17 protein-coding genes are annotated in these 17,342 nt (G+C 68.0%); 8 read left to right on the top strand and 9 right to left on the bottom strand.

Annotated features, from left to right (window positions below; all coding sequences use genetic code 11):
* Position 1: 1 nt before the first annotated feature.
* Both H6900_10910 and H6900_10915 read left to right on the top strand, forming a co-directional pair.
* A complete protein-coding gene (locus H6900_10910; protein MCC0073783.1) occupies positions 2-1,162 on the top strand; it encodes an ABC transporter permease in 1,161 nt (386 codons plus the stop codon).
* 93 nt (positions 1,163-1,255) lie between these two features.
* Positions 1,256-3,340 (top strand): ABC transporter ATP-binding protein, encoded by a 2,085-nt coding sequence (locus tag H6900_10915; protein MCC0073784.1) that lies wholly within the window; start codon positions 1,256-1,258, stop codon positions 3,338-3,340.
* A gap of 143 nt (positions 3,341-3,483) precedes the next feature.
* On the opposite strand, the gene H6900_10920 is transcribed toward H6900_10915, so the two are convergent.
* Both H6900_10920 and H6900_10925 read right to left on the bottom strand, forming a co-directional pair.
* A complete protein-coding gene (locus H6900_10920) occupies positions 3,484-4,119 on the bottom strand; it encodes a J domain-containing protein (protein ID MCC0073785.1) in 636 nt (211 codons plus the stop codon).
* A 170-nt stretch (positions 4,120-4,289) separates the two neighbouring features.
* Complete coding sequence (locus H6900_10925) at positions 4,290-4,850, bottom strand: DUF4177 domain-containing protein (GenBank protein ID MCC0073786.1); 561 nt, start codon at positions 4,848-4,850, stop codon at positions 4,290-4,292.
* 154 nt (positions 4,851-5,004) lie between these two features.
* Here H6900_10925 and H6900_10930 point away from each other — a divergent pair, with 154 nt between their 5' ends.
* On the top strand, positions 5,005-5,523 hold the full coding sequence (locus H6900_10930) for a YbjN domain-containing protein (GenBank protein ID MCC0073787.1): 519 nt from the start codon (positions 5,005-5,007) through the stop codon (positions 5,521-5,523).
* Positions 5,524-5,556: 33 nt separating this feature from the next.
* Here the strand turns inward: H6900_10930 and H6900_10935 are convergent, their stop codons facing one another.
* Positions 5,557-6,123 (bottom strand): transglycosylase SLT domain-containing protein, encoded by a 567-nt coding sequence (locus H6900_10935; protein MCC0073788.1) that lies wholly within the window; start codon positions 6,121-6,123, stop codon positions 5,557-5,559.
* Positions 6,124-6,293: 170 nt separating this feature from the next.
* Between H6900_10935 and H6900_10940 the strand changes: the two genes are divergently transcribed.
* From H6900_10940 to H6900_10950, 3 genes are all read left to right on the top strand, one after another.
* On the top strand, positions 6,294-6,947 hold the full coding sequence (locus H6900_10940; protein MCC0073789.1) for a hypothetical protein: 654 nt from the start codon (positions 6,294-6,296) through the stop codon (positions 6,945-6,947).
* A gap of 92 nt (positions 6,948-7,039) precedes the next feature.
* Entirely contained in the window at positions 7,040-8,554 is a 1,515-nt protein-coding gene (gene gatB / locus H6900_10945) for an Asp-tRNA(Asn)/Glu-tRNA(Gln) amidotransferase subunit GatB (protein MCC0073790.1), read from the top strand.
* Positions 8,555-8,656: 102 nt separating this feature from the next.
* Positions 8,657-9,133, top strand: a complete 477-nt coding sequence (locus tag H6900_10950) for an acyloxyacyl hydrolase (GenBank protein ID MCC0073791.1) — start codon at positions 8,657-8,659, stop codon at positions 9,131-9,133.
* Here the strand turns inward: H6900_10950 and H6900_10955 are convergent.
* The 3 genes from H6900_10955 to H6900_10965 all read right to left on the bottom strand — a co-directional run bounded on the left by H6900_10955 (position 9,093) and on the right by H6900_10965 (position 11,913).
* Positions 9,093-9,713: a phosphatase PAP2 family protein gene (locus tag H6900_10955; protein MCC0073792.1), complete on the bottom strand. Its 621-nt coding sequence runs from the start codon at positions 9,711-9,713 to the stop codon at positions 9,093-9,095. The two genes, H6900_10950 and H6900_10955, sit on opposite strands and share 41 nt — an antisense overlap.
* The gene (locus tag H6900_10960; GenBank protein MCC0073793.1) at positions 9,710-11,293 is read right to left on the bottom strand and encodes a sulfatase-like hydrolase/transferase; all 1,584 of its coding nucleotides are present in this window, start codon (positions 11,291-11,293) and stop codon (positions 9,710-9,712) included. Before H6900_10960 ends, H6900_10955 begins: the two co-directional genes overlap by 4 nt.
* A 62-nt stretch (positions 11,294-11,355) precedes the next feature.
* Positions 11,356-11,913: a TIGR00730 family Rossman fold protein gene (locus H6900_10965; protein MCC0073794.1), complete on the bottom strand. Its 558-nt coding sequence runs from the start codon at positions 11,911-11,913 to the stop codon at positions 11,356-11,358.
* A 964-nt stretch (positions 11,914-12,877) separates the two neighbouring features.
* Here H6900_10965 and H6900_10970 point away from each other — a divergent pair.
* A complete protein-coding gene (locus tag H6900_10970; GenBank protein ID MCC0073795.1) occupies positions 12,878-13,549 on the top strand; it encodes a LysM peptidoglycan-binding domain-containing protein in 672 nt (223 codons plus the stop codon).
* A gap of 67 nt (positions 13,550-13,616) precedes the next feature.
* A complete protein-coding gene (locus tag H6900_10975) occupies positions 13,617-15,449 on the top strand; it encodes an ABC transporter ATP-binding protein/permease (GenBank protein ID MCC0073796.1) in 1,833 nt (610 codons plus the stop codon).
* Positions 15,450-15,510: 61 nt separating this feature from the next.
* On the opposite strand, the gene H6900_10980 is transcribed toward H6900_10975, so the two are convergent.
* The 3 genes from H6900_10980 to mmsB form a co-directional block, all read right to left on the bottom strand.
* On the bottom strand, positions 15,511-15,714 hold the full coding sequence (locus H6900_10980) for a DUF2892 domain-containing protein (GenBank protein ID MCC0073797.1): 204 nt from the start codon (positions 15,712-15,714) through the stop codon (positions 15,511-15,513).
* A 97-nt stretch (positions 15,715-15,811) separates the two neighbouring features.
* Positions 15,812-16,459 carry a Crp/Fnr family transcriptional regulator gene (locus tag H6900_10985; protein MCC0073798.1) on the bottom strand — a complete coding sequence of 216 codons (648 nt, stop codon included), beginning with the start codon at positions 16,457-16,459 and terminating at the stop codon, positions 15,812-15,814.
* Positions 16,456-17,325: a 3-hydroxyisobutyrate dehydrogenase gene (mmsB, locus tag H6900_10990; GenBank protein ID MCC0073799.1), complete on the bottom strand. Its 870-nt coding sequence runs from the start codon at positions 17,323-17,325 to the stop codon at positions 16,456-16,458. Before mmsB ends, H6900_10985 begins: the two co-directional genes overlap by 4 nt.
* Positions 17,326-17,342: the final 17 nt, after the last annotated feature.

The raw sequence follows: 17,342 nt of genomic DNA on the forward strand, positions 1-17,342 counted from the left end.
CATGGACCCCCTCAGCTGGTTCGATATCCTGGCCCGCGCCGCCCAGCAGTTTCTGCCGGTCTGGATCGCCCTGGTCGTGACCTTTGCCCTGTCGATCCGCTTCCGGCGGCGGCTGGGCCTGTATGGCAAGCTTTTCGATTCCCCGATCGGCATGATCGGTTTCGGCATCGTGATGTTCTGGCTGTATACCGCGCTCTTCGCCGGGCTGATCGTCACGCATGACCCTCTGGCGCAGGTCAGCGGGCTCAGGAACGCCGCGCCGGGCTCGGCGCTGCGCGCGCCGACGGATCTTTATCCCTATTACCTTTTCGGTGGGGACAGCCTGGCGCGCGACGTCTTCTCGCGCATGGTGATGGGCGCGCGCGAGGTGCTGCGGATCGCCCCCTTCGCAGCGATGATCAGCTTCATGATCGGCATTTCGCTGGGCCTGCCCGCCGGCTATTTCGGCGGCAAGCTGGACACCGGGTTGACCTTTCTGGCCAACCTGGTGCTGGCCTTCCCGGTGATCTTGCTGTTCTTCCTGCTGGTCGCGCCCGAGATCCAGCAGACCATCATCCCCAAGGTGATGGCCGGGGTGCTGTTCCTGGCCCCGATCCTGTTCGTCACGGTGTTGCTGAACAGCCGGTTCTTCACCCAGCCGCCAAAGCGCAACCTCTATGTTGGCGTGGTGCTGCTGGTCGGGGCCTGGGCCTATGCGGGGCTGGTGTTCAACGCCGATCCGGTCGGCCTGTGGTCGATGTCGCCCAACCTGCTGAACGTCTTCGTCGCGGTGGTCTTCGTGAACGCGCCGACGGTGTTCCGCATCGTGCGCGGCATCACGCTGGACATCAAGACCCGCGATTACGTCGCCGCCGCCCAGACCCGGGGCGAGGGCCCCTGGTATATCATGCTGTGGGAGATCCTGCCGAACGCGCGCGGCCCGCTGATCGTCGATTTCTGCCTGCGCATCGGCTATACGACGATCCTTTTGGGCACGCTCGGTTTCTTCGGCCTGGGCGTCAGTCCCGAAAGCCCGGACTGGGGCTCGACCATCAACGCCGGGCGTCGGTTGCTGACGGTCTACCCGCACCCCGCGCTGGTGCCGGCCATCAGCCTGATGAGCCTGGTTCTGGGCCTGAACCTGCTGGCCGACGGGCTCAGGGAAGAAAGCCTCAGGGACTGATGACCGCGGCGCGTCCCCTCATTTCGCCGCAATGACTCCACGGGGGTCCGGGGGTGTGAACCCCCGGCCCGTCCACCGACACAGGAGAGACCGATGACCACCTGGACCCCCGACCAGCCGATCCTCGAAATCGAGAACCTCTCGATCAGCTTCTTCACCCGCCTGCGCGAGATCCCGGCGGTGATGGATTTTTCCTGCACCGTCATGCCCGGCGAGGCGATGGGCCTGGTGGGGGAATCGGGCTGCGGCAAGTCCACGGTCGCGCTAGCGGTGATGCGCGATCTTGGGGTGAACGGCCGGATCGTCGGCGGCAGCATCCGGTTCAAGGGCCGAGACCTGACAAACATGTCGCAAGAGGACCTGCGCGGCCTGCGCGGGTCCGAGATCGCCATGATCTACCAGGAACCCATGGCGTCGCTGAACCCGGCGATGAAGATCGGCGCGCAACTGGCCGAGGTGCCGATGATCCACGGCGGCATGTCCAGATCGGACGCGCTGGCGCTGGCCCGGCAACTGGTGGCTGACGTGCGCCTGCCGGACCCGGACCGGATCCTCAATTCCTATCCGCACCAGTTGTCGGGCGGTCAGCAGCAGCGCATCGTCATCGCCATGGCGCTGATGTCCAAACCGGCGCTTCTGATCCTCGACGAGCCGACCACCGCGCTCGATGTCACGGTCGAGGCCGGGATCGTCGATCTGGTCAACGATCTGGCCGAGAAATACGGCACCTCGATGCTGTTCATCTCGCACAACCTGGGCCTGGTGATGGAGGTCTGCGACCGCATCACCGTGATGTATTCCGGCGAGGCGGTCGAAACGGGCGACATCAAGGACGTGTTCGACAAGATGCGCCACCCCTATACGCAGGCGCTGTTCCGGTCGATCCCGCTGCCCGGCGCCGACAAGACCACGCGCCCGCTGCGCGCCATTCCCGGCAACTTTCCGCTGCCGCATGAACGGCCGAACGGCTGCAACTTTGGTCCGCGTTGCGATTATTTCCAGGCCGGGCAGTGCGACGCGACCGACATCGCCATGGCGCCGGTCGCCGGCGACACCCGCCACGACAGCCGCTGCCTGAAGTTCGACGCGATCGACTGGGACGCGCCGCTGCCCGCCGCCGTGCAGCACGACGCATCGACCATCGGCGAGGTCGTGCTGCGGATGGACGACGTGCGCAAATACTACGAGGTCGCGGCCTCGTCGCTGTTCTCGGGCGGGGACACCAAGGTGGTGAAGGCCAATGAAACCCTCAGCTTCGACGCGCGCGAGGGCGAGACGCTGGCCATCGTCGGCGAGTCTGGCTGCGGCAAGTCCACCTTTGCCAAGGTGCTGATGGGGCTGGAAACGGCGACCGCGGGAAACATCATGCTGTTCGACGAGAACGTGCAGAACACGCCGATCCAGCAGCGCAACACCGATACCGTGTCGTCGTTGCAGATGGTGTTCCAGAACCCGTTCGACACGCTCAATCCGTCGATGACGGTGGGCCGGCAGATCGTGCGGGCGCTGGAAATCTTCGGCGTCGGCGACAGCGACGGCGCGCGCCAGCAGCGGATGCTGGAATTGCTGGATCTGGTCAAACTGCCGCGCGAATTCGCCACCCGGATGCCGCGCCAGTTGTCGGGCGGGCAGAAGCAGCGGGTGGGGATCGCGCGCGCCTTTGCCGGGAATGCCAAGGTGGTGATCGCGGACGAGCCGGTCTCGGCGCTCGACGTGTCGGTGCAGGCGGCGGTGACGCAATTGCTGATGGACATCCAGCGCGAGCACCACACCACGCTCTTGTTCATCTCGCACGATCTCAGCATCGTGCGCTATCTCAGCGACCGGGTGCTGGTGATGTATCTGGGCCATGTGGTGGAACTGGGCACCACGGACCAGGTCTTTGCGCCGCCCTACCACCCCTATACCGAGGCGCTGCTGTCGGCGGTGCCGATCGCAGACACGCGGATCGAGAAGAAACGCATCGTGCTGGAGGGGGATATTCCGTCGGCCGTTAACCCGCCGCCGGGCTGCCCGTTCCAGACGCGCTGCCGCTGGAAATCGCAGGTGCCGGGCGGATTGTGCGAGCGCGAGATGCCGCCGATGCGGCGGCTTGAGGGCGGCCACCAGATCAAGTGCCACCTGTCGGATGCCGATCTGGCGGGGATGGAGCCGGTCTTCAAGCTGGCGGCGGAATAGCGCCGGCCCGCGACGCGGGCGGGTGTGGCGCGGGGGCGGACGGTGTCGGGGGGCGGCTGCCCCCCGAACCCCCCGCTTCAAGGGGGCCACGGCCCCCTTGAAAATCCCCGTGCGTATTTCGGACAAGATGATCGGGCGCGGCGTCAGTCGCGGAAGTTGCGGCTTTCCTTGATCTGGTCCCAGGCCCAGACGACCTCTTGCAGGCGTTCTTCGTCGGCGCGGTTTCCGCCGTTGAGATCCGGGTGAAGATCCTTGACCAGGCTCTTGTATTGCTTGCGGATTTCGACGCGGGACCAGGTGTCGCGGGCGTCGAGGATTTCCAGTGCCTTGCGTTCCGTCGCCGGCAGTTTGCGGGTGGCGCCGGCGCGGGTGCGCGGGTCCGCGCGGCGCTGGGTGGCCTTTTCACCCAGCACCTGGAAGGGATCGTCGATGCCGTGGCGGGCCCAGCCCTTGGCCTCGCGATTGGTGCCGAAGGCGTCGGTGGCGCGGCCCCAGACGCGATCGCGTTCCATCGTGTCGGCCATTTCGGATTCGGTCTGCCCCGAAAAGAAGTTCCAGCGCAGGTTGTATTCGCGCACGTGGTCCTTGCAGAACCACAGGTAGTCGTCCAGCGCGTCGGGCGAGCGGGGCGCGCGATACTGGCCGGCCTCGGTGCACCCGGGATGCTGGCATTGCCGGGCCGAGGTTTCGACCGCGCCAGACATGCCGCGTCGCCCGCGGGTGCGCTTTTTCTTGTCGGTCGAAGCCCGGATGTCGAAGTTGAACGGATCTCGCGTCATCGGTCCTGCCGCTGGTCAGCCTGTCATCACTGTGCCGCCCGTGTCCGGTGCCGGGTTGGCATGGTCGGACGCCGGGGGCACGAGTCGGAGGCGAGAGTTTACGGGTTTCGGGGGGGGAATGAAAAGGGCCCCGTGCCGCGGAATTGCGCGGCCGGCCGGAACCGGCCGGGTCAGTCCTCGTCGGTGCGGTGGCCGCGGGGGCGCAGAACCGGCTCGATGCGGGCCGCCGGACCTTCGCCGCGCAGCATGGCGCCCGCGCGGAACACGGGTTCGCGCCGGGGCTGCGGCGGCGTGGGCGGCGCCAGCGGTTCGGGCGGATAGGCGGGGTCCGGCTGGTCGTCGTGCGGGGTCTCGTAGGGGTGCGCGGTGGCAAAGGTGTCGTCGTCGGGGCGCGCCTCGGCATAGGCGGCGGCGTATTCGGCCTCGTAGCCAGTCGCCGCCTGGGGTGCGGCCTCGAACTGTTGGGCGGCGATCAGCGCGGCGCTGGCATCCGGCCGGGTCTGGCCCAAGGGGCGTGCAAAGATCATGACCACCTGCGTGCTGGAGCGCGTTCCGCCGAAACGCTTGCGCTCTTCGCAAGGCAGGGTTTCGGTGCGAACGAATTGCCAGCCCCCGGCGGCCTCGGCGTTGATCCGTTCCGCCAGAGTGCTGGCAAAGCGATCGGCCACGGTCTTCAGACCCTTGGCTTTGGCCGCGCGCAGTGGCGCGGGAACGACCTTGTATTCATACATGAGGATGATCCGCCTGCGTTTCAGCGCCTTTTGCGGCAATCGCGCCCATATTGCAAGCCGCCAGCGCGGCCTGGCGGGGGCGCGTTGCATGGTTTTGATTGAGAGGCCGGGCGGCGCGGTGCTAGCGTGAGGGCAATTTCACGGAGGGATTCTCATGCAAACCATACTCAAGGGGTTGTTTGTTTCGGCGATGCTGGCCTGCTCGACGGTGCCTGCCGTTGCGCAGATCGGCGGCATGGTCACCGGCAATGACGTGGACCGCATCATGGATCTGGCGCGCGCCTATGGCACGATCGAGCGGCGCCAGGACGACCAGGGCGTCTGGCTGCGCGGCGAGATGGACGGCACGGTCTACACCATCACATTCCTGAATTGCGACGATGCGCATCAGAACTGCACCTCGGTCCAGTTTCGGGCATGGTGGGAAGCGACCGACGCCTATACGCTGGAGCAGGTCAACCAGTGGAACCGCGACCGGCGGTTTTCGGCCGCGTATCTCGACAATCGCAACAACGCGACCATCGAGTGGGACGTGAACCTGGCCGGCGGCGTCACGGCCGAGAATTTCGACGATTGCATCCAGTGGTGGCAGGTCGTCTTGCGCCAGTTCCGCGACGAGGTGGCCGATCCCCGGGGCAATCCCGGGACGACAGCGCCCCCATCCGGGAAATGAGACCCGCCCGTCGCTGCGTCACTCGTCGCCGCGTCAGTCACGGCACTGGGGCAGGGCGGCGGTGAAGGCCGCGACCTCGCGGCGGTGGTCGGGGTTGCGCATCGGCGGCCAGTCGGCGGCAACGCCGCCGGCGCCGCGGGCAAGAACGCCGTCGCGGGTGACGGCGGCGTTGGCGATCCGCACCGCGCAGGCCAGGTTGGCGGCGCCGTCGTAGAGCCCGGCCTCGGGCAGGTCGCACCCGTGGTGGCGCGCCGTCGCGGGGGCGATCTGCAGCAGACCGCGATACGCCCCGCCGCCGCCTGAGGCGCGGGGGTTCCAGGTGCTTTCGAACCGCGCGAGGCCCGAAAAGAACGCCACGTAGAACGCTGCCCGCTCGCGTGCGGTCGCGCTTTCGTATCGGGGGCAAAACGTGGTCACGTCGGCCGGCACGCTGTGCACCATCGCGGTGCCGTGGGTCATCAGCGCGCGCATCATGGCGTCGTTCCAGGCGCTGGCCTCGGCGCGGTGATTCCAGCGCGCGGCGATGGCCGGGCCGGTGTCGGCCTGGGGTGCGCTGGCACAGGCGGCCAGTCCGGCGACGAGGATCAGGGCAAGCCGCATCGGGCGTCCTTTGCGTTGGGGCCCTTGTGGACATGCGGCAGGCCCGCAGGTTCCGCAAGCCGGCCGCGCCGGGCAGCGCGACGGGTGCGCGGAAAGGCGCCGGTTGCCATTCTTTGGCCATAACCGGGCGTTAACCTGGGCGTGTTCCTTTTGAGAGGTGCTTGATTCCCATGCCTGTCCTGCCCCAAACCTTCGGCCAGCGTCTTCATGTATTCCTGCAAAGAGTGCTGGGCTGGTATGGTCTGCTGTTCGTCCCGTTTCTTGTCTTTGCCCAGGTTTCGGGCCGGTGGACGGGCCAGATTCCCATGACCGCCGTGGCGATCGCCTCGCTGCTGGGGGTCGCGGTCGCGTTGCAACTGATCTCGGAATCGGCGCGGCCCCGGTTCCTGCTGCGGCCCGGTTCGACCGGGGCGGGGATCGCCGCCTTCTTTCTGTTTGGGCTGTTCGTGGCCCCCATCCAGGTGCAGGTCTTGCTGACCCTGATGGGGTTCGACTGGGCCGGCGTTCTGTCGGCCGCCCGGTTCGACATGCTGCATGACGCGGCCAAGACCCCGCGACTGTCGATCAGCGGGCTGTCAACGGCCGAGACCGTCGGCCTGGTGATCGCGTGCTTTGCCCTGATCCCGATAGCGATCGTCAACTGGACCGTCGCGTTCATGAGCCTGTTCGTCCGCTTTCGCGTGCTTCAGCCGCGTCCGGTTGAGCGGCGCGCTCAGGACCCGCAGCCGGACAATTCGGCCGCGCAGGAGGAACGCGCGGCGGCCCTCAGGGCGATGAAGAAGCGCATGATCCAGCGCGAGCAATGGAAGGCCAGCCTGACCTGAGCGGCGCGACCGGCGCGGTTCCTCTTGCCCCCCTCGCGGCCCTGTCCTAAGACGCAAGGACCGCGAGACAGCAACTCAGGGAACCCCGCGCCATGCTCGACCTCAGTTTTGATGCCCCCCCGCCCAAGGTGATTGCCGGCGCGACCGGCGACTGGGAACTGGTCATCGGCATGGAAATCCACGCCCAGGTTTCAACCCAGGCCAAGCTGTTCTCGGGCGCCAGCACGAAATTCGGCGCCGAGCCGAATTCGAACGTGGCCTTTGTCGATGCGGCGATGCCCGGGATGCTGCCCGTGGTCAACGAATTCTGCATCGAACAGGCGGTGCGAACCGGGCTGGGTCTGAAGGCGCAGATCAACCTGCGCTCGGCCTTTGACCGCAAGAATTACTTCTATCCCGACAACCCGCAGGGGTATCAGATCAGCCAGCTCTATCACCCCCTGGTGGGCGAGGGCGAAGTCCTGGTCGAGATGGCCCCCGGGGTCGCGCGCAAGGTCCGCATCGAGCGCATCCACGTCGAACAGGACGCGGGCAAATCGATCCATGACATGGACCCGAACATGTCCTTCATCGACCTGAACCGCACCGGCGTGCCGCTGATGGAGATCGTCAGCCGCCCCGATATCCGCGGCCCCGAGGAAGCGGCGGCCTATGTCGCCAAGCTCAGGCAGATCCTGCGGTATCTGGGCACCTGCGACGGCAACATGCAGAACGGCAACCTGCGCGCCGATGTGAACGTCTCGGTCTGCCGCCCGGGCCAGTATGAAAACTACCAGGCGACGCAGGATTTCAGCCATCTGGGCACCCGCTGCGAGATCAAGAACATGAACTCGATGCGCTTCATCCAGCAGGCCATCGACTACGAGGCGCGCCGCCAGATCGCCATTCTGGAAGACGGCGGCAAGGTCGATCAGGAAACCCGTCTCTACGACCCCGACAAGGGCGAGACGCGCTCGATGCGGTCCAAGGAAGAGGCCCAGGATTATCGGTATTTCCCCGATCCCGACCTTCTGCCGCTTGAGATCGAGCAGGCCTGGGTCGATGACATCGCGGCGACGATGCCGGAACTGCCCGACGCCAAGAAGACGCGCTTCATCGAGGTGTTTGGCCTGACCGATTACGACGCCTCGGTGCTGACCGCCGAGGTCGAGAACGCCGATTTCTTCGAGGCCGTGGTCGCCACCGGCGGCGACGGGAAGCTGGCCGCGAACTGGGTCATCAACGAGCTGTTCGGCCGCCTGAAAAAGGAAGGCCAGGAGATCGGCGAAAGCCCGGTCACCCCGGCGCAACTGGGCGGCGTCATCGCGCTGATCAAATCGGGCGATATCTCGGGCAAGATCGCCAAGGACCTGTTCGAGATCCTCTGGACCGAGGGCGGCGATCCGGCGGCGATCGTCGAGGCGCGCGGCATGAAGCAGGTGACGGACACCGGCGCGATCGAGAAAGCCGTGGACGAGATCATCGCGGCCAACCCGGCGCAGGTGGAAAAAGCGCAGCAGAACCCCAAGCTGGCCGGCTGGTTCGTCGGGCAGGTGATGAAGGCCACGGGCGGAAAGGCCAACCCGGCGGCGGTCAATGCGCTGGTGATGCAGAAGCTGGGCCTCTGATCGCGGTCATGTGTGTCGGAAATCGGCCCTGGGGGGGTCGATTCCCCGCCGGCCATCCGCTAGGTTGAGCGTCGAGTGGCGCAATCCAAGGTTGTTGAGACGATGACATTTCCCAGAACCCTTCTTCTCGGACTTGCCGCCAGCGCGGCGCTGGCAAGCCCCGGAATGGCGCAAAGCGCCTATACCAGCTTTGCCCTTGGGCGCACCGACGCCAGCAGCACGGCGTTGGCGCTGCGCTGGCACGGGCAGCCGCATGACCGGGGCTGGAGCTGGGCGGCCGGCCTGTGGGCGACCAGCGACCGCTCGGCCTGGATCGGCGGCGGTGTCAGCTACACGCTGCGCCCGGGCCATTCCCAATGGTTCGTGCGCGGCTCGTTCATGCCGGGACTATATGCCCGCGGCAACGGGGTCGATCTGGGCGGCGCGCTGGAATTCGCCACCGGGATCGAGGTCGGCACCGACTTGCGCAACGGCGCGCAGGTGTCGCTGTTGGTCGAGCATCGCTCGAACGCGGGGCTTTATGCGTCGAATCCGGGCGTCAACACGCTGTCGGTGGTGTATTCGATCCCGTTGAACTGACCTTTCGGCGGGTCACGAACAGGGCGGTGACCAGCAGGCCGATCAGGCCGCCAGCGATCACCGCGCTGTTGGTGTGGGCATTCTCCATCAGCCGCGCCCACATCGTCAGCACGGTGACGGGCAGCGTCAGCGCCAGCCAGCCCCAGCCATAACGCCGCCCCAGGAACCCCATCGCGGCCGAGGCCAGCGCGGTATGCCCCGACGGCATGTTGTGGTGCGAAAGCGGACCATAGGGCCGCTCCCCCAGCCGCGTGCCGCCGACCACCACCCCGTCCAGCAGCCGTTTCGGCCCATGCGTGGCCACAAGCCCCGCGATCGTCGCCATCGCCAGTTGCCTGAGCCCGGTCGCGTCGCGCAGCACCAGCGGAACCGCGATCGCCGCCACAGTGTTCAGGTGGCGCAGGCCGTTTTCGGTGGCCCGCACCAGGGGCGTGCCGGGATCGTGCGGCGCGGCGCGATAGGCCGGCAGATCGGACGGATAGACCACCGCCAGCAGGATTGCCGCCAGCGTCGCCAGGATCCCCAGCCGGTGCCGGGCCCAGTGCGCGCGGGGCAGGGCCAGGATCTGCCACCAGGTCATCGCGTGCCGTCGCCCGGGCGCAGCACGTCGCGGTCGGCGCGGTAGGCCGGGCTGGCGATCCCCAGGGCGCCCAGCACGGTCGAGAAGATGCGATCCTGCGGGTCGGGGATCGGCCGTCCCAGCCGCGCCGGATCGAGGCCATGCGCCCGCGCGAAATCGTCGTCCATCCAGGCCAGGAACGGGATCATCCGCTGTGCCTCGGGTGCCAGCGCGTTGGGCAGGCCGTGCAGGTAGACGCCGCCTTCGCCCAGCGACTGGCCGTGATCCGACAGGTAGAGCAGCAACACCTGCGTGTCAGGCAAGGCGTCGAGCTGCGCGATCAGTTGCGACAGCACCCAATCGGTGTAGCGGATCGAATTGTCGTAAGCATTCACCAGCGATTGCGGGGCGCAGTCGTTGATCAGGGTCGTCTGGCAGGTGGGGGTGAACTCCTCGAACGCGGGGGGGTATTTGCGATAATATTCGGGCCCGTGGCTGCCGTTGAAATGCAACAGCGCAAAGGCCCGGTCGCCACCCTGCGCCTCCAGCGCCTCGGACAGGCCGCGCAACAGGATCGCATCGTGCGTGCCCTCGGGGCAGCCGCCCTCGCATTGCGCGGCCAGATCGAAGCCGGTGACCACCGGCACGTTCGGGATCGGTGGCAGGCCGGTGTTGTTCTCGCGCACCAGAACCGGCACGCCCGCGCGCGCCAGATAGGCGGGCAGGTTTTCATAGGGGTCGTCCACCTCGGCCGCGTCGCCCTGCGGCGACAGGATGCAGGCGACAGAGCCGATCGTATAGGTGGCGCAACTGCGCCCGTCGGGAAAGGCCACCAGCCCCAGATCACGGGTGAACGGGTCGGTCGGGCGGTCGTATCCGAAATACGCCAGGTGATCGCGCCGCGCGGCCTCGCCGATGACCAGCACCACCAGCGTGCGCGGGCCGTGCATCGGTTCAAGGGTCGGATCGGGCAGGGGATGCGCGGGCCGATTCCGCCGCTGCCATTCGCCGGCATAGCGCAGCGCGTTGCCGACATAGCCCCAGGGCAAGATGCGCGGCCCCACGCGGCTGTTGTGCTGGTCGAACCACAGCCAGACCCCGGCGCCCGCATAGACCCCGCCCGCCGTCAGCGCCAGAACCACGACCAGCGCGCCCAGCGTGCGCAACAGGCGCCCGCGCCGCACCGGCAGCGCCAGCATCACCAGGGCCGGCAGCACCCCCCAGAGAACCCCGGTCACCAGGACCTGCGGGTGGATCAGCCCGCCAGCCTCGCCGGGGTTGGTGTTCAGGATGTTGCCGATCATCGTCGGATCCAGCACCACCCCATAGGTCAGCATGTAGTGCTGCGCGGCGGCGTTGACGATCATCAGCCCCGCGCCCGTGATCTTCATCGCCCAGGGCGACACCAGCCCGATCACCGTCATCGCCAGCACGCTGAGGGTGATCTGCAACCCTTCGATCAGGGCCAGCACCGCCAACCCGTCGCGCGTGCCGGGGTCGATCTGTTCGAGCACGTAGCCCATCAGGGCGCGCTGATACAGCAGCAGCGTCACCGCCGCATAGATCAAGGCATAAGGAAACGGGGTCAGACGGGTGCGCATTGGGGATCTCCAGCTCTGGCGACTGCCTTATCGGCTGCGGCGGGCGCGCGCCAGCCCGGGGGTCAGCCGAGTGCCCGCGTCAGCGCCGCGTCGAGCGCGGGCACATCGGCGGCGACGGTGACCAGATCCCTGAGCGACGCCGCAGCAAAGCCCTGCACGACCAGGTGGTCCAGAAGGGCCAGCAGCGGTTGCCAGAAACCGCCCTGGTCCAGCAGCACCACGGGTTTCGCGTGCAGGCCGATCTGCGCCCAGGTCAGCACCTCGAAGAACTCGTCCAACGTGCCGGCGCCGCCCGGCAGCACGACAATGGCGTGCGAATTCGCGAACATCACGGTCTTGCGCTCGTGCATCGTCTCGGTGATGACCAGCGCGTCCAGATCGCGCCGCGCGACCTCGCCTTGCATCAGGTGGGTCGGAATGACGCCAAAGGTCTTGCCCCCGGCGGATTGCGTCGCGCGCGCGACCTCGCCCATCAGGCCGATGTCGCCCGCCCCATAGACCAGTCGCCAACCGCGCCGGGCCAGCAGGGCACCGGTTTCGGCGGCGGCCCGCATCATCGCCGGGTGGGTGCCCGGGCGCGAACCACAGAAAACACAGACCGACGGGGGAAAGGCGGGCATCGCATCCTCGCTACACTTAGGGGAGTGGATTTGCTTTGCCCATAGATACGGGTGTTGCTAGAAGGGAACAAGGGCGGAACCGCGCCTTCCGGCAGACCGGCGGCGCAGGAATGGAGCAAGGCGAATGGCGCGATCCCTGATCTTTGCGCTGGGCGGTGGGACGCTGCTGACCGCGGCTGCTGTCGCGGGCTGGATCGTGACACGGATGCACGAGGACGCGCCGGCGCCCGCGCCGTCGCCGGTCGCGCCGCTGGCTTCGGCCTTGCCGGCGCCCACCGATGCCGCGCCCATTGACGCCGCGCCCAATGACGCCGTGCCAGGTCCGGTCGCGGCGGCGCAGGACCCTGCCGGCCCCGGTTTCGACGTCGTGCGCGTGGACCGCGAGGGCGGGGCGCTGGTCGCGGGCCGCGCCGCGCCGGGTGCGGCCGTGACCCTGCGCGTCGATGGCGCCGTCGTGGCCCAGGTCGCGGCCGATGCCAATGGCCAGTTCGTCGCCCTGTTCACGCTGGGCCCCAGCGCCGCCGTGCAGTCGATGACGCTCGAGGTGACGGATGCCGACGGTCGCGTCACCCAGGCGCCCGACGTCGTCATCCTGACGCCGCGCCCGCCTGCTGGTGACACCGCCGTGGCGCTGGCCGCCGCACCACAGACGCCCGCGGCCGAGGTGCCCGCGCCGGCTGCCCCCGCGCAAGAGGGGCCGCAGCCGCAGGCTGCGCCCGTCGCGGTCCAAGGCGCGGTCGAAGTCGCGGCCGCCGAGCCTGCTGCGCCCGTGCCCGCGCCCGTTCCCGCGCCGACCCGGGACCTTGCGCCGGGCACCAGCGACGCCGCCGCGCCCGAGCTGCCGATCCCCGCTGCCGCCGCCGATGCCCCTGCCGCGCTGCCGGCCCCCGACGCGCCGGCCCCGCTTGCTCTGGCGCAGGCCGAACCCCAGGCCGTCGCGCCGCAGGCCCCGGATCAGCCGGCGATGCCGTCGGCATTTCTGGTGCAGGGTGACGGCGCGGTGCGGGTCCTGGATCGGGCGCCCGCCGTTCTGGACAACGTCATCATCGACTCGATCAGCTATTCCGGCACCGGGGATGTGCAGATCGCCGGGCGCGCCGCCCGATCCGCGCCCGCGGCCAATCTGCGGATCTACCTGGACAACCGGCCCATCGCCGTCACGCGCGCCGACAGCGGCGACTGGACCTCGGACTTGCCGGCGGTCGATCCGGGGGTCTACACGCTGCGCGTAGACCAGTTGAACGATGCAGGCGGTGTGGTGTCGCGCTTTGAGACCCCGTTCCAGCGCGAGGCGCCCGAAACCGTCGCCGCCGCCCGCGCCCAGGGCGCCGCGCCTTCCGAGACGCCCACCGTTACGCCCACTGTTGCGGATGCCGGCAGCGCGGTGACAACGGACCGTCCGGCAATTCCGGTGGCGACGGCCCCGGCCAGTCAGGCCGCCGGCACGGTGCAACCCTCTGCCCAACCGCGCGCGGCGCTCATCACCGTGCAGCCGGGCAACACGCTGTGGGCCATCTCGCAGGCGCGCTACGGCGCGGGCGAGCGGTATGTGGTGATCTACAACGCAAACCGCAGCCAGATCCGCGATCCCGATCTGATCTATCCGGGGCAGATCTTTGCGCTGCCGGATCAATAGACGCTCGGGGCTGGCATTCCCGGGCCCCAGGGCTTACCTCTGACCTCCAGCCAGCCAGGACGCCCGCATGCGATACCGCCCCAGCGCCAACGCGCTCCCCTCGGACCCGACAGATTCCGCCGCCTCGGGGCGGTCCACGATCCGGCGCGTGATCCCCTATCTGTGGCCCGAGGGCGAATCCGGGATGAAGACCCGGGTCGTGCTGTCGATGGTCGCCTTGCTGTTGTCCAAGCTGATCTCGGTCGGCACGCCGATGCTCTACAAGGCGGCGGTCGATGCGCTGGCGCCCTCGCAACTGGATGCGGGCTGGCTGGTCGGCATCGGCGCGGTCGGGCTGACGATCGCCTATGGCGTGGCGCGGCTGATGACCAACGGGTTCCAGCAGTTGCGCGACGGGATCTTTGCCGCGGTCGGGCAGCGCGCGCTGCGCAAGCTGGCGCTCGAAACCTTTACCCATATCCATCGCCTGAGCCTGCGCTATCACCTGACGCGCAAGACCGGCGGCCTGAGCCGGATCATCGAACGCGGCGTCAAGGGCGTGGATTTCCTGCTCAGGTTCCTGCTGTTCAACATCGGCCCGCTGGTTCTGGAACTGGCGCTGATCGGCGCGGTCATGGTCTGGATGTTCGACATCTGGTATCTGGCGGTCATCGTCGTGACCATCGGTCTGTATGTCGCCTTCACCTTCAAGGTGACCGAGTGGCGGGTGAAGATCCGGCGCGAGATGAACCAGCAGGACACCGACGCCAACCAGAAGGCGATCGACAGTCTGCTCAACTTCGAAACCGTCAAGTATTTCAACGCCGAGGACCGCGAGGCCCGGCGCTATGACGCCTCGATGGAACGCTACGAGGGGGCGGCGCTGAAAACCGCCTATTCGCTGGCGCTGCTGAACTTCGGCCAGTCGGCGCTGATTACGGCGGGGCTGGTCGTGGTGATGGTCATGGCGGCGATCGGCGTGCAGAACGGCGCGCTGACGGTGGGCGATTTCGTCATGGTCAATGCCTACATGATCCAGATCACCATGCCCCTGAACTTCCTGGGCACGGTCTACCGCGAGATCCGCCAGGCGCTGGTCGATATGGGCGAGATGTTCGCCCTGCTTCAGCACAAGCCCGACGTGGTCGAGAAATCCGACGCCCGGGCGCTGGTCCTCGGTGGGGGGCATGTCCGGCTCGAGGATGTGCGCTTTGCCTACGATCCGGAACGCCCGATCCTGAAGGGCGTGACCATCGACGTGCCGGCCGGGCAGAAGATCGCGCTGGTCGGGCACTCCGGCAGCGGCAAATCCACCATCGGGCGGTTGCTGTTCCGCTTCTACGACGTGACCGGCGGGCGGCTGACGATCGACGGTCAGGACATCCGCACGGTGACGCTGGACAGCCTGCACGCGGCGATCGGCGTGGTGCCGCAGGACACGGTGCTGTTCAACGATTCGATCTATTACAACATCGCCTATGGCAAGGACGACGCCACCCAGGCCGAGGTCGAGGCCGCGGCCCGGGCGGCCAAGATCCACGATTTCATCCTGGAACTGCCGCAGGGCTATGACACGCCGGTGGGCGAGCGCGGGCTGAAGCTGTCGGGCGGCGAGAAGCAGCGCGTGGGCATCGCACGCACCCTGCTCAAGGATCCCGCGATCCTGCTGCTGGACGAGGCGACCTCGGCGCTGGATACCCAGACCGAGCGGTCGATCCAGGATTCCCTGAACGCGGCCGGGCGCGGGCGGACGGTCATCACCATCGCGCACCGGCTTTCGACGGTCGTCGATGCGGACCGCATCGTCGTTCTGGAACAGGGCGAGGTGGTCGAGGAGGGCGCCCATGCCCAGCTTCTGGCACGGGGCGGGCGCTATGCGCAGATGTGGGCCCGCCAGGCGTCCGAGGACGCGGCCGCCTGACGGCGGGCGCAGGGGTGCGCCGCGCGCGGGGTGGGACGGTGTCGGCCCACCCCGCGGGGGCTCAGCGTTTGACCGGGCAGGTCGAAAGGCCGAACAACCGATACAGCGGGCAGGTGCCGAACAGGCCGGTGACCAGCGGGATGATCCCGATCCAGAAGGCCCAGCGATAGGCGGCATCGGGATACAGGAAATAGCCGGCGATCAGGGCGATGCCGACGACGATGCGCAGGATGCGGTCGATACCGCCGACGTTGTTCGCGAACATGGTGGAATCCTTTCATGCGGGAACGTGCGCGGATCATAGGCCGCGCGCGCGATTCGCACAGTGATCTGGTCACACCGATCTGGTCACACCGATCCGGTCACACGGCCAGCGACAGGCGCACCAGGGCCGCCTGGTCGCGCAGCGCCACGCGGCCCCGGTCGGTCGCCACCAGGCCGCGCCTGGCCATCGATTCGAGCCGGCGCGAGACGACCTCGCGCGCCGATCCGATCCGCGCCGCCAGGTCGGCGTGCGTCGCCTCGACCGTGCCGTCGCGGGCCAGTTCGAGCAGCGCGGCGGCCAGACGGGCCTCGACCCGGGTAAAGGCGACGCGTTCGAGCAACGCGGTCATGTCGCTCATCCGCCCGGCGAGGGCGCGGAAGACGAAACCGCGGAACGCCTCGGAGCTGGCCATCAACGCGTGGAATTGCGCCGCCGGGATCAGCACCAGCCGCACCGGCCCGACGCAGAGCGCGTCGCCCGAATAAGGCTCATTGCCCAGCAGGCCCAGCGTCGTCTGGATGCAGCTTTGACCGGGCTCGACGGCATAGAGCAGGATCTCGCGCCCCGAAGGGCCGGTGAGGCTGACCTCGATCCGGCCCGACAGGACGATGGCAAAGGCCTCGGCACGGGTCCCGGGCGCGAACAGGTGCGCGCCTTGCGGCAGCATCTGCACGGGCAGGCCCTCGATCCGGGCGCAATCGGCCGGATCGAGGCCGGGAAACAGCCGCCGGGCCCAGCCGCTCATCCCCGGCTGCGCTTTTCGAACCGCGGCAACATCGCCGAAAAGTCCATGCCACGCCCGTCCTCGGCCTCGACGAACTGTTCGTAGAGCGCCTTGGCCAATGCCCCCATCGGCGTGTCGGCATCGGCACTTTCGGCGGCCTGTTGCGACAGGCGCAGGTCCTTCAGCATCAGCTCGGCCGCGAACCCGGGCTTGTAGCCGTTGTCGGCGGGCGATTTGGCGCCCACGCCCGGCGCGGGCGTATAGGCGTTCATCGTCCAGCTGTAGCCCGACGAGGTCGAGACGACATCGAACATCTTCTGCCGGTCCAGCCCCAGCTTGTCGGCCAGGGCAAAGGCCTCGCAGGTGGCGATCATGGTCACGCCCAGGATCATGTTGTTGCAGATCTTGGCCGACTGGCCGGCACCGGCCGCGCCGCAGTGCACGGCCTTCTGGCCCATGATGTCGAACAGCGGTTGCACCGTGGCAAAGGCCGCGTCCGATCCACCCACCATGAAGGTCAGCGTGCCGCCCGCGGCGCCGCCGACCCCGCCCGACACCGGCGCGTCCAGCGCGCCCAGGCCCCGGGCGGCGGCCTGCTCGGCGACGGCGCGGGCGCTGTCCACGTCCACGGTCGAGCAGTCGCACAGCACCGCGCCCGGTTTCATGGCCGGGATCACCTGATCCGCGACCGCGCGCAGGATCGCCCCGTTGGGCAGCATGGTGATGACGACATCGGCGCCGGCCGCGGCCTCGGCGGCGCTGGTGGCCAGGGTCAGCCCCTCGGGGCGGGCCTGGGTGTCGAAACCGGTAACGGCATGGCCGGCCTTGACGAGATTGGCGGCCATCGGCGCGCCCATGTTGCCAAGACCGATAAAGGCGATGTTCATGTGGTCCTCCTGTTTGC

The organism is Rhodobacter sp. (assembly GCA_020637515.1).
In the GTDB taxonomy this organism is placed as follows: domain Bacteria; phylum Pseudomonadota; class Alphaproteobacteria; order Rhodobacterales; family Rhodobacteraceae; genus Pararhodobacter.

Bases quoted from the DNA above. Each gene is read 5' to 3' on its own strand.
- H6900_10910 (MCC0073783.1), top strand. From the start codon at position 2: ATGGACCCCCTCAGCTGGTTCGATATCCTGGCCCGCGCCGCCCAGCAG.
- H6900_10915 (MCC0073784.1), top strand. From the start codon at position 1,256: ATGACCACCTGGACCCCCGACCAGCCGATCCTCGAAATCGAGAACCTC.
- H6900_10920 (MCC0073785.1), bottom strand. From the start codon at position 4,119: ATGACGCGAGATCCGTTCAACTTCGACATCCGGGCTTCGACCGACAAG.
- H6900_10925 (MCC0073786.1), bottom strand. From the start codon at position 4,850: ATGTATGAATACAAGGTCGTTCCCGCGCCACTGCGCGCGGCCAAAGCC.
- H6900_10930 (MCC0073787.1), top strand. From the start codon at position 5,005: ATGCAAACCATACTCAAGGGGTTGTTTGTTTCGGCGATGCTGGCCTGC.
- H6900_10935 (MCC0073788.1), bottom strand. From the start codon at position 6,123: ATGCGGCTTGCCCTGATCCTCGTCGCCGGACTGGCCGCCTGTGCCAGC.
- H6900_10940 (MCC0073789.1), top strand. From the start codon at position 6,294: ATGCCTGTCCTGCCCCAAACCTTCGGCCAGCGTCTTCATGTATTCCTG.
- gatB (MCC0073790.1), top strand. From the start codon at position 7,040: ATGCTCGACCTCAGTTTTGATGCCCCCCCGCCCAAGGTGATTGCCGGC.
- H6900_10950 (MCC0073791.1), top strand. From the start codon at position 8,657: ATGACATTTCCCAGAACCCTTCTTCTCGGACTTGCCGCCAGCGCGGCG.
- H6900_10955 (MCC0073792.1), bottom strand. From the start codon at position 9,713: ATGACCTGGTGGCAGATCCTGGCCCTGCCCCGCGCGCACTGGGCCCGG.
- H6900_10960 (MCC0073793.1), bottom strand. From the start codon at position 11,293: ATGCGCACCCGTCTGACCCCGTTTCCTTATGCCTTGATCTATGCGGCG.
- H6900_10965 (MCC0073794.1), bottom strand. From the start codon at position 11,913: ATGCCCGCCTTTCCCCCGTCGGTCTGTGTTTTCTGTGGTTCGCGCCCG.
- H6900_10970 (MCC0073795.1), top strand. From the start codon at position 12,878: ATGCCGTCGGCATTTCTGGTGCAGGGTGACGGCGCGGTGCGGGTCCTG.
- H6900_10975 (MCC0073796.1), top strand. From the start codon at position 13,617: ATGCGATACCGCCCCAGCGCCAACGCGCTCCCCTCGGACCCGACAGAT.
- H6900_10980 (MCC0073797.1), bottom strand. From the start codon at position 15,714: ATGTTCGCGAACAACGTCGGCGGTATCGACCGCATCCTGCGCATCGTC.
- H6900_10985 (MCC0073798.1), bottom strand. From the start codon at position 16,459: ATGAGCGGCTGGGCCCGGCGGCTGTTTCCCGGCCTCGATCCGGCCGAT.
- mmsB (MCC0073799.1), bottom strand. From the start codon at position 17,325: ATGAACATCGCCTTTATCGGTCTTGGCAACATGGGCGCGCCGATGGCC.